At 61.9% G+C, this 9,496-nt stretch carries 11 protein-coding genes; 4 read left to right on the top strand and 7 right to left on the bottom strand.

Annotated features, from left to right (window positions below):
- Positions 1–79 precede the first annotated feature (79 nt).
- Positions 80–1,036 carry a LysR family transcriptional regulator gene (locus tag KBW98_RS23145; protein ID WP_211522523.1) on the bottom strand — a complete coding sequence of 319 codons (957 nt, stop codon included), beginning with the start codon at positions 1,034–1,036 and terminating at the stop codon, positions 80–82.
- 139 nt (positions 1,037–1,175) lie between these two features.
- On the opposite strand from KBW98_RS23145, the gene KBW98_RS23140 reads away from it, so the two are divergent.
- Positions 1,176–1,460 carry a hypothetical protein gene (locus tag KBW98_RS23140; RefSeq protein ID WP_211522522.1) on the top strand — a complete coding sequence of 95 codons (285 nt, stop codon included), beginning with the start codon at positions 1,176–1,178 and terminating at the stop codon, positions 1,458–1,460.
- Between the two features lie 528 nt (positions 1,461–1,988).
- Here KBW98_RS23140 and KBW98_RS23135 read toward each other — a convergent pair.
- Complete coding sequence (locus KBW98_RS23135) at positions 1,989–2,543, bottom strand: DUF1003 domain-containing protein (protein WP_211522521.1); 555 nt, start codon at positions 2,541–2,543, stop codon at positions 1,989–1,991.
- A 14-nt stretch (positions 2,544–2,557) separates the two neighbouring features.
- On the opposite strand from KBW98_RS23135, the gene KBW98_RS23130 reads away from it, so the two are divergent.
- Positions 2,558–2,779 carry a ChaB family protein gene (locus KBW98_RS23130; RefSeq protein WP_211522520.1) on the top strand — a complete coding sequence of 74 codons (222 nt, stop codon included), beginning with the start codon at positions 2,558–2,560 and terminating at the stop codon, positions 2,777–2,779.
- A 19-nt stretch (positions 2,780–2,798) separates the two neighbouring features.
- On the opposite strand, the gene KBW98_RS23125 is transcribed toward KBW98_RS23130, so the two are convergent.
- The 4 genes from KBW98_RS23125 to KBW98_RS23110 form a co-directional block, all read right to left on the bottom strand.
- Positions 2,799–3,059, bottom strand: a complete 261-nt coding sequence (locus tag KBW98_RS23125; protein WP_211522519.1) for a YfhL family 4Fe-4S dicluster ferredoxin — start codon at positions 3,057–3,059, stop codon at positions 2,799–2,801.
- Positions 3,060–3,072: 13 nt separating this feature from the next.
- The gene (coaD, locus tag KBW98_RS23120) at positions 3,073–3,573 is read right to left on the bottom strand and encodes a pantetheine-phosphate adenylyltransferase (RefSeq protein ID WP_211522518.1); all 501 of its coding nucleotides are present in this window, start codon (positions 3,571–3,573) and stop codon (positions 3,073–3,075) included.
- A 105-nt stretch (positions 3,574–3,678) separates the two neighbouring features.
- Positions 3,679–4,323 (bottom strand): 16S rRNA (guanine(966)-N(2))-methyltransferase RsmD, encoded by a 645-nt coding sequence (gene rsmD / locus KBW98_RS23115; protein WP_229429380.1) that lies wholly within the window; start codon positions 4,321–4,323, stop codon positions 3,679–3,681.
- 52 nt (positions 4,324–4,375) lie between these two features.
- On the bottom strand, positions 4,376–5,203 hold the full coding sequence (locus tag KBW98_RS23110; RefSeq protein WP_229429379.1) for a DUF6279 family lipoprotein: 828 nt from the start codon (positions 5,201–5,203) through the stop codon (positions 4,376–4,378).
- Between the two features lie 91 nt (positions 5,204–5,294).
- On the opposite strand from KBW98_RS23110, the gene glmU reads away from it, so the two are divergent.
- Positions 5,295–6,671: a bifunctional UDP-N-acetylglucosamine diphosphorylase/glucosamine-1-phosphate N-acetyltransferase GlmU gene (gene glmU, locus KBW98_RS23105; RefSeq protein ID WP_211522516.1), complete on the top strand. Its 1,377-nt coding sequence runs from the start codon at positions 5,295–5,297 to the stop codon at positions 6,669–6,671.
- A 190-nt stretch (positions 6,672–6,861) separates the two neighbouring features.
- Here the strand turns inward: glmU and KBW98_RS23100 are convergent, their stop codons facing one another.
- A complete protein-coding gene (locus KBW98_RS23100; protein ID WP_211522524.1) occupies positions 6,862–7,332 on the bottom strand; it encodes an Lrp/AsnC family transcriptional regulator in 471 nt (156 codons plus the stop codon).
- Between the two features lie 162 nt (positions 7,333–7,494).
- Here KBW98_RS23100 and glmS point away from each other — a divergent pair, with 162 nt between their 5' ends.
- Complete coding sequence (glmS, locus tag KBW98_RS23095) at positions 7,495–9,324, top strand: glutamine--fructose-6-phosphate transaminase (isomerizing) (RefSeq protein ID WP_211522515.1); 1,830 nt, start codon at positions 7,495–7,497, stop codon at positions 9,322–9,324.
- The last annotated feature ends 172 nt before the right edge of the window (positions 9,325–9,496 follow it).

Below are 9,496 nucleotides of genomic sequence, written 5' to 3'. Positions count from 1 at the left end.
CCGCGCCCCCCCCGCCGGGCCCGGCCCCCCCCCCGGGCCGCCCCCCGCGGCGGCGCAAACCCCCCCAACCCTACAAACCTCACACCACCTTGCGCGCGCCGGTCTTCGGCGCCGCACTCTCCGCCATGCTTTCCAGGTTCTTGCGCAGCCAGCGGTGCGCAGGGCTGCGCCCGTCGCGCTCGTGCCAGAGCATGTCCAGGTGCACGGCCGGCAGCTGGAAAGGCAGCTCGCGCCACACCAGCGCGTCGGTCATGCCGGTCGAGACCATCAAATGCTTCGGCAGCACCGTGATCAGGTCCGAATTCGCCACCACCCGTCCCGCCGTGAAGAACTGGTTCACGGTCAGCAGGATGCGGCGCTCGCGGCCGATCTGGGCCAGCGCCTCGTCGACCAGGCCATGGGCCCGGCCCGAGAAGCTCACCAGGAGGTGGTTGGCCTTGCAATAGGTGTCGAGGTCCAGCTTTTCCTTGGCCAGCGGGTGGTCCTTGCGCATCACGCACACGTACACGCCCGAATAAAGGCGCTCGTGGCGGATCGGTGAACCGGTCTCGTAGGACAGCTGGGCCGCCACGCCCGGGAAGAATCCCACCGCCAGGTCGATGTCGCCGCGCAGCAGCATGGGACGCGGTTCGCGCGTGGTCAGCGGCACCATGCGGATGTTCACCCCCGGCGCCTCGCTCTCGATCGAGCGCATCAGCGACGGCAGCCACAGGGCGGCGGTCGCGTCGGCCATCGCCATGCGGAAGGTGGCCTGGGCCTTGGAGACGTCGAAGGTTTCCGGCATCACGGCCGCTTCCAGCGCGGCCAGGGCCTGGCGCACGGCCGGCCACAGCGCCTCGGCGCGCGGGGTCGGCTTGACGCCATAGGCGGTCCGGATCAGGAGTTCGTCGCCCAGGCTTTCCCGCAAACGCTTGATCGCATTCGAGACGGCCGGCTGGGTCATCGCCAGGTGGCCGGCGGCGCGGGTCAGGTTTTGCTCGGTCATCACCGCGTCGAACACGCGCAGCAGATTCAGGTCAAGCGTCAGGAAGCTCATGGCAATTCGGAAGGACTGTTGTGTGTACACAAGTGTACATCAAATCATTCACAAACAGTATAAGTGCTATCAACAAACGGAATTAGATTTATATGTTGCGTTGCACTATATTTCGTATCATACCGTATTGATCTGAATCATGTCCGCCACCTCTACTTTACTCCAGACCGCCGCGACCGTGCCTTACGGCCAGGTGTTCAGCACGACTGTGTACCTGTCGCTGCTGGGTGGCACCTTGATGTTCTTCCGTCCGCTGCTGGTCGGCATCGGCCGCGCCCTGTTCCTGGCCGTGCGTCCGCGCCGCAGCAAGGCCGAACTGGCCGCCCGCCAGGCGCAGCGCAACGCGCTGGCGGCCAGGCACCAGGCCGGCGGTCTGAATGATGTCGACGCCGCCGAAGTGCGCGCCATGGCCTGCCGCCACTAACGATTACTCTTTTCTCCGTGTAGCGCGGTGTCCGGAAACGGATACCGCGCTTTTTTTTCGTCCCGTTTTCCCGCCACGCCGCCGTTTTCCGGCATTCCAGCGCCTGGGCCACGCCCTTGCGTTCTGTATTCGCTACCCTTGCGGTCGCATGCTTTCGTGACTTTTCGTTACCTGGGTTTTCACGGTAGTTTGATTTAACAAATATCACAAAGAGTAGATATCGCGACATGGAAGACGATCTCTTCGCTATGTAAGTTACCGTCACAATGAGTGAATAAAGAAAGAAATAGAATGGAAATAGGACCAGTTGAGGGCAATACACCAGGTCTATATATAAACATGTATAGATCGGAGAGTTAATAGACGATGAAGCATACTTGAAGGATGTTTAGCTTCATGAAGTCATCCATATCACGAACTTCACATTGAATAGAAAAATACATGTTCTTTTTGGTAGAAACGCTGGGCGACCGGCAGCAAAGACCTGTACCCGCCCCTTAAGCGGTTTTTGGAAAGGTCACTAGTAAATTATTTGTCTTCGCCGTTGAGGCCGTCCGCTTCCCTTTCGATCACGGAAATGACGGCCTTGGTATCGGTGCGCTGGGCCAGTTCGTCGGCTTCGCCGTCGTGCTTGTCCTGGACGCCCGGCAGATCGCGCCGCAGCTCCTCCAGCATCTGGATGATCTTGCTGGTTTTTTCGTCGGCCAGCAGGCTGACCTGCAGGTCGAGGTGGGCGTGGTGGTTGGCGAGCCTGGACATGCGGTTCTGGCGTATCAGCACCGCGGTGGAAATGATGAAGGCGTTCAGGCCGATCAGGCCCTGGAGCCAGAAGAAGGGAGGCTCGTCGATCTGGGGAAAACCGATATGGGGTGCGACAAGGTTCCAGGCGATCCAGCACACTGCGAACACGAGATTGGCGGCGACATAGGCCGGCGTGCCCAGCACGAGGCTGACGCGTTCGAAAAATGCCTGTGCCGGCGACAGCTGTTCCTTCTTGCGCTCGTAAAACTCGGCGATGGCGCCGAGATTCTCGTGCACGGAAGACGGAAGCTTGGCTGTCAGTTCGTCGTCTGGAGCATCCATGAAAGGAGCATAGCATGCCCTATCGGTCGATTTCCGAGCTGCCGCCGAAGGTGCGCGCCAGCCTGCCGCAGTATGCGCACGAGACTTATCAACAGGTATTCAACGAGGCCTGGGACCAGTACGCCGACCGCGGCGAGGCGCGCGAGCAGAGCGCGCACCTGCTGGCGTGGAAAACGGCGGTGAAGAGGAAGTACAGGAAGAACGAGGAGACCGGCGACTGGGAGCCGGCCGGGTGAGGCGGATCAGGCCGCGCAGTCAGGCCGCATTCTTGGCGGCGGTGAGGCGCTCGTACTTGGCCATGAGCTGCTCGCGCGACTCGCGCCAGTCGGGGTGCAGCGGAATGCAGGAGACCGGGCAGACCTGCTGGCACTGCGGCTCGTCGAAGTGGCCGACGCATTCGGTGCACTTGTTCGGATCGATCTGGTAGAACTCCGCGCCCATCGAGATCGCTTCGTTCGGGCACTCGGGCTCGCACACGTCGCAATTGATGCAGTCGTCGGTAATCAACAGAGACATTTTAAAAACTCGCTCAGGCTTTCGGTGCGGCCGCCATGGAGGCGATTTTCTTTTGCAGCCAGCGGTCGACCGAGGGGAAGACAAACTTCGACACGTCGCCGCCCAGCAGCGCGATCTCGCGCACGATGGTGCCCGAGATGAACTGGTACTGGTCGGACGGGGTCAGGAACATGGTTTCGACATCCGGCAGCAGGTAGCGGTTCATGCCCGCCATCTGGAACTCGTATTCGAAATCGGACACGGCGCGCAGGCCGCGCACGATCACGCGCGCATCATGCTCGCGCACGAAATCCTTGAGCAGGCCGGAGAAACTCTCGACCTGCACATTCGGGTAATGGCCCAGCACTTCCTTGGCAATCTCGAGCCGCTCGTCGAGGGTAAAGAACGGACGCTTGTTCTTGCTGTCGGCGACGCCGACGATCAAGCGGTCGAACAGGCCGGAAGCGCGACGCACCAAATCCTCGTGACCGCGGGTCAGCGGATCGAACGTACCTGGATAAACGGCTACAACCATTGCGGCTCCTGAAATCACCTTATTGGAAGGCGCATTATGCCTGAAAATCCGGCAGCCGCCCCAGCAAGAGGCAGCTTTTGCCCAATTCTTGGGCAGGTTTCCGGCTTAGGTTTTGTTTTTATGCAACTTGAGCAGGTGGTAGTAGACCATGCCCGCCTTGTCGGCGCGCACAAGCTCCCAGCCTTGCAGCCATTCGGGCGTCTCGCCGCCCTCTTCCAGCGGCAGGATCGCCTCGGCTTCGGCGTACACCATGCCGTCTTCCTTCAGCAGCGCCGCACACAGCGGCAGGGACTTGGCCAGCAGCTCCTGCTGGTAGGGCGGGTCGAGGAAGATCACGTCGAAGCGCTGGCCGCGGGCGGCCATGTCGCGCAGGGCCGCCAGGGCGTCGGCGCGCAGGATGCCGATGTTGCCGGCCTTGAGCTTGTCGCGGTTGGCTTCCAGCTGGCGGACCGCCGGGCCATGGCTGTCGATCATGGTCACCGAGGCGGCGCCGCGGCTGGCGGCCTCGAAGCCGAGGGCGCCGGAGCCGGCGAAGGGATCGAGCACGCTCACGTCCGCCCAGTCGCCGCCGAGCTGGTGGTTGATCCAGTTGAAGACGGTTTCGCGCACCCGGTCCGGGGTCGGGCGCAGGCCGAGGGCGTCGACCACGGGGAGGAGACTGCGTTTCCAGGCGCCGCCGATGATGCGGACCTGGTGCTGGGCCATGCGCGGAGCGCCATGGGGCTTGGGAGAGGCGGACTTTTTCTGCATGGCCGGCACTATAGCATGGGCCTCCCGCCCTCTTTTTCGCCCAGGCTGTGGATTACTTGCCGGCCGCCAGCGCTTGGAAATCCTGGATCCAGCCCTGCATGCGCTGCTGGGCGTGCGCCTTTTGCGCCGGCGTGGCCATGCGGATCGCAGTGAGGATGTATTTGGTGGTCTGGTCGATGTAGGCGTCGTAGAAGGCCTTGCGTTCGGGCGACTCCATGCGGCCGAAGAACTCGCGCAGCATGGCCTGGATCTGGGCCGACGTCTGCTCGCGGTTCAGTTTTTCCTGCTGTACCTTGCGCAGCAGGGCCAGGATGCGGCGCTGGCGGTACTGGCGCTCCTCGAGGAAGACCTGGTTGTCGAGCGGGCGTGCGTCCGAGGCGCGGCGCATTGCTTTTTCCTGGTCGCCGGTGAAATTGCCGAACCAGAGTTCGAACTGTTCCATCGATTTCTTGAAGCGGGCCTTCTGGCGCTTCTCCGTATCGCCGGACATGAACTTGCGGCGGTATTCCTCGTTCTTGCTGTTGAACTTGCGCTCGATGTTGCCGATCTGCTCGGGCGTGATGGACATGGCCAGCGTGGTCATTTCGGGAACGGCGCGCAGCGCCATGCGTTCGCCGCGCACCCGCAGCTCGCGGTAGGCGTTGACCAGGTCGGCCTGGGTCGGATTGCCGGCCAGCTGGCGCTGGAAAGTTCCCAGCAAGGCCGCATAATCCTTGAGCTGGGTCTGGCGATGCCATTGGAACAAATTGTTGATATCGCGCTTGGCGATGTCGGTTTGTCGCCCTTCGAAGTCGACATAGGCGTCCAGCCACCAGTACAGTAAGGTATCGCCCTGGTTGTAGGTGAAGCGGATGGTGCTGCAGCCAGCCATGAGCGCCATCAGCGCGATCGCAAGCAAGGCAAACGTGCGTCGGAACAAGGAATCTGGCGTGCTAAAATTTTTCATATTTTCAACTTTTTGAGAACGGCTTATGAACGTAGTGATCCTCGCCGCCGGCATGGGAAAGCGCATGCAATCCGCACTGCCGAAAGTTCTGCACCTACTGGCTGGGAAGCCGCTGTTGCAGCATGTCATCGATACCGCGCGCAGCCTGAAGCCGAGCAAATTATGCGTGATTTACGGCCACGGGGGCGCAGCGGTGCCCGAGATGGTGGGCAAGCTGGCAGAATCCACCGGCGCCGCGATCGACACCGCGCTGCAGCAGCCGCAGCTGGGCACCGGCCACGCCGTGATGCAGGCCGTGCCGCAAATCGATGAGAACGTGCCGACCCTGGTGCTCTACGGCGACGTGCCGCTGACCACCGCCGATTCGCTGCGCCGCCTGGTCGAGGCCGCCGGTAGCGACAAGCTGGCGATCCTGACCGTCGAGCAGGCCAATCCCTTCGGCCTGGGCCGCATCGTGCGCGAGAACGGCAATATCGTGCGCATCGTCGAGGAAAAGGACGCCAGCGAGGCCGAGCGCGCCATCCGCGAGATCAACAGCGGCATCATGGTCATCCCGACCCGCCGCCTCAAGCATTGGCTGGAATCGCTGTCGAACAACAATGCCCAGGGCGAGTACTACCTGACCGACATCGTCGCCAAGGCCGTCGCCGAGGGTGTGCCGGTCGTGTCCGCCCAGCCGTCGGCGGAGTGGGAAGTGGCGGGCGTGAACAGCAAGGTCCAGCTGGCCGAGCTCGAGCGCCGTCACCAATTGAATATCGCCACTGCCCTGCTGGAAAAAGGCGTGACCCTGATGGATCCGGCCCGCATCGACGTGCGCGGCGAGCTGGTGTGCGGCCGCGACGTCGTGATCGACGTCGGCTGCGTGTTCGAAGGCCGGGTGGAACTGGCGGACGGCGTGACGGTCGGCCCGAACTGCGTGCTGGTCAATACCAAGGTCGGCGCCGGCGCCAACATCAAGCCGTTCTGCCATCTCGAAGACGCCGTGGTGGGCGACAAGTCGCAGATCGGCCCGTATGCGCGCCTGCGTCCGGGTACCCAGCTGGGCGAGGACGTGCATGTGGGTAACTTCGTCGAGATCAAGAACAGCACCGTGGCGGCCCATTCGAAGGCCAACCACCTGGCCTATGTCGGCGACGCCACCGTGGGTTCGCGCGTCAATATCGGCGCCGGCACCATCACCTGCAATTACGACGGCGCCAACAAGTTCCGCACCGTGATCGAAGACGACGCCTTCATCGGCAGCGACAGCCAGCTGGTGGCGCCGGTCACCGTGGGCGCGGGCGCGACCCTCGGCGCGGGCACCACCCTCACCAAGGATGCGCCGGCCGGCAAGCTCACCATCTCACGTCCCAAGCAAATGACGGTGGAAAACTGGAAGCGCCCAGTGAAGGTGAAGAAGTAATCCACCGGATACTGACAGGGTAATCACAGGAAGAACACAAGAAAAACACAGGGTAATCACATGCTTATCCTGTGCCCTATCAAGTGGTCTTCCACAAAGTTATCCACAGCCCGGCAATAGGCATTACGTTAGCCCGTCATTCCCGCGAAGGCGGGAACCCAAGTTTCAATGAGCAGCCACTAGCTCTTGATTACACCGCAATCCGCGTATCAAACTTGCTCCGATACGTAGAAAAATACGCCTTCACATTCCGCACATTCGCATGCGACGTGAACAGCCGATGCGCCAGCGCATGATAGGCCGGCATATCCGGCACCTGCACGATCAGCACGAAATCCGGCCCTGGCGCGACCCGATAACACTGCATCACCGCGCCTTCCAGCGCCGCTAGCTTCTCGAACTGGTCCATGCGCTCGGCCGCCTGGACGTCGAGCGTGATCTCGACGATGGCGGTCAGGCGAGCGCCAACCTTGTCCGGATTCACGATCGCCACCTGGCGCTCGATCACCCCGGCCTCACCCAGCTGCTTGACGCGGCGTAGACAAGTGGGCGGCGACACATGCACCAGTTCCGCCAGTTCGGCGTTCGTATGCGATGCATCAGTCTGCAATGTATTCAGGATGCGACGATCAAGGTCGTCCAAGATGTATTCTTCAGCCATCGTTATGAAATATTCTTTAAATATTGTCGATGAAATGAAAGAAAATTTCATCTTTATTAGGTCGTGAAATAATCTAACAAAAATGGCTGGATTCTGAAAGCTTATTTCATGATGCTTGCTCTACGATAGCTTTCGTTAACAATCTTTAATAGAGGTAAAGCCATGTGCGGTATCGTCGGTGCAGTCGCCCAGCGCAACATCACTCCTGTCCTGATCGAAGGCCTCAAGCGCCTCGAGTACCGAGGCTATGACTCCTGCGGCGTCGCCGTGCACCTGGATGGCCGCCTGACCCGCTCGCGCAGCACCTCGCGCGTGGCCGACCTCGAAACCCAGGTGCGCGAAGCGCGCCTGGATGGCTTCACCGGCATCGCCCACACCCGCTGGGCCACCCACGGCGCCCCGGCCTCGCACAATGCCCACCCGCACTTCTCGCCGACCGAAGAGAATGCGCGCATCGCACTTGTCCACAACGGCATCATCGAAAACCACGACGAGCTGCGCCAGGAACTCACCAAGCTCGGCTACGTCTTCCAGAGCCAGACCGACACCGAAGTCATCGCCCACCTGGTCGACCACATGTACAACGGCGACCTGTTCGACACCGTCCAGCAAGCCGTCAAGCGCCTGCACGGCGCCTATGCCATCGCCGTGTTCTGCCGCGAAGAGCCGCACCGCGTAATCGCCGCCCGCCAGGGTTCGCCGCTGATCGTCGGCGTCGGCGACAACGAGAATTTCGTCGCCTCGGACGCGATGGCGCTGGCCGGCACCACCAACCAGATCATCTACCTCGAAGAAGGCGACGTGGTCGACCTGCAGCTGGCCCGCTACTGGATCGTCGATGCCGAAGGCCGCCCGGTCGAGCGCGAAGTCAAGACCGTGCACGCCCACACCGGCGCGGCCGAGCTGGGCCCGTACCGCCACTACATGCAGAAGGAAATCTTCGAGCAGCCGCGCGTCATCGGCGACACCCTCGAAGGCGTGACCGGCATCATGCCGGAACTGTTCGGCGACGGCGCCTACGGCGTGTTCAAGGAAATCGACCGCGTGCTGATCCTGGCCTGCGGCACCAGCTACTACGCCGGCCTGACCGCCAAGTACTGGATCGAATGCATCGCCAAGGTCCCGGTCAACGTCGAGATCGCCAGCGAATACCGCTACCGCGACAGCGTGCCGCACCCGCAGACCCTGGTCGTGACCATCTCGCAAAGCGGCGAGACGGCCGACACCCTGGCCGCGCTGAAGCACGCGCGCAGCCTCGGCATGCCGCACACTCTGACCATCTGCAACGTCTCGACCAGCGCGATGGTGCGCGAGTGCAAGCTGGCCTACATCACCCGCGCCGGCGTCGAAGTGGGCGTGGCCTCGACCAAGGCCTTCACCACCCAGCTGGCCGCGCTGTTCCTGCTGACCCTGACCCTGGCGCAAGTGAACGGCCGCCTGACCGAGGCGGAAGAAGCCGAGCACCTCAAGATGATGCGCCACCTGCCGGTCGCGCTGTCCTCGGTGCTGGCGCTGGAGCCGCAGATCATGGCTTGGGCGGAGGAATTCGCCCGCAAGGAAAACGCCCTGTTCCTGGGCCGCGGCATGCACTACCCGATCGCCCTGGAAGGCGCGCTCAAGCTCAAGGAAATCTCGTACATCCACGCCGAAGCCTACCCGGCAGGCGAGCTGAAGCACGGCCCGCTGGCGCTGGTGACCGAAGAAATGCCGGTCGTCACGATTGCCCCGAACGATGCGCTGCTGGAGAAGCTGAAATCGAACATGCAGGAAGTACGCGCCCGCGGCGGCCAGCTGTATGTGTTCGCCGACGTCGACTCGCGCATCACCTCGGGCGACGGCCTGCACGTGATCCGCCTGCCGGAGCACTACGGCGAGCTGTCGCCGATCCTGCACGTGGCGGCGCTGCAGCTGCTGGCCTATCACACCGCGCTGGCGCGCGGCACTGATGTGGACAAGCCGCGTAATCTGGCGAAGTCGGTGACGGTGGAGTAAGTGCCTTTGCCCGATACGCTCCGAGTGATGGCAGTAAATTAAGTTTGTCAACAACAAATTTTGTTTGTCAAGTCAGGGCTAAGTTCGTCAACTTTTCGAAAGCTAAATAGTGGCATTCACGGAATAATTTACAAAGATGTGACTATCTGTTAGCTTTCAATCTAACAACTAC

It is taken from the genome of Massilia sp. ST3, from assembly GCF_018119405.1.
Taxonomy (GTDB): domain Bacteria; phylum Pseudomonadota; class Gammaproteobacteria; order Burkholderiales; family Burkholderiaceae_D; genus Telluria.
Note: the sequence above shows the minus strand (reverse complement) of the source record. Positions and strands in the feature narration are given on the sequence as shown.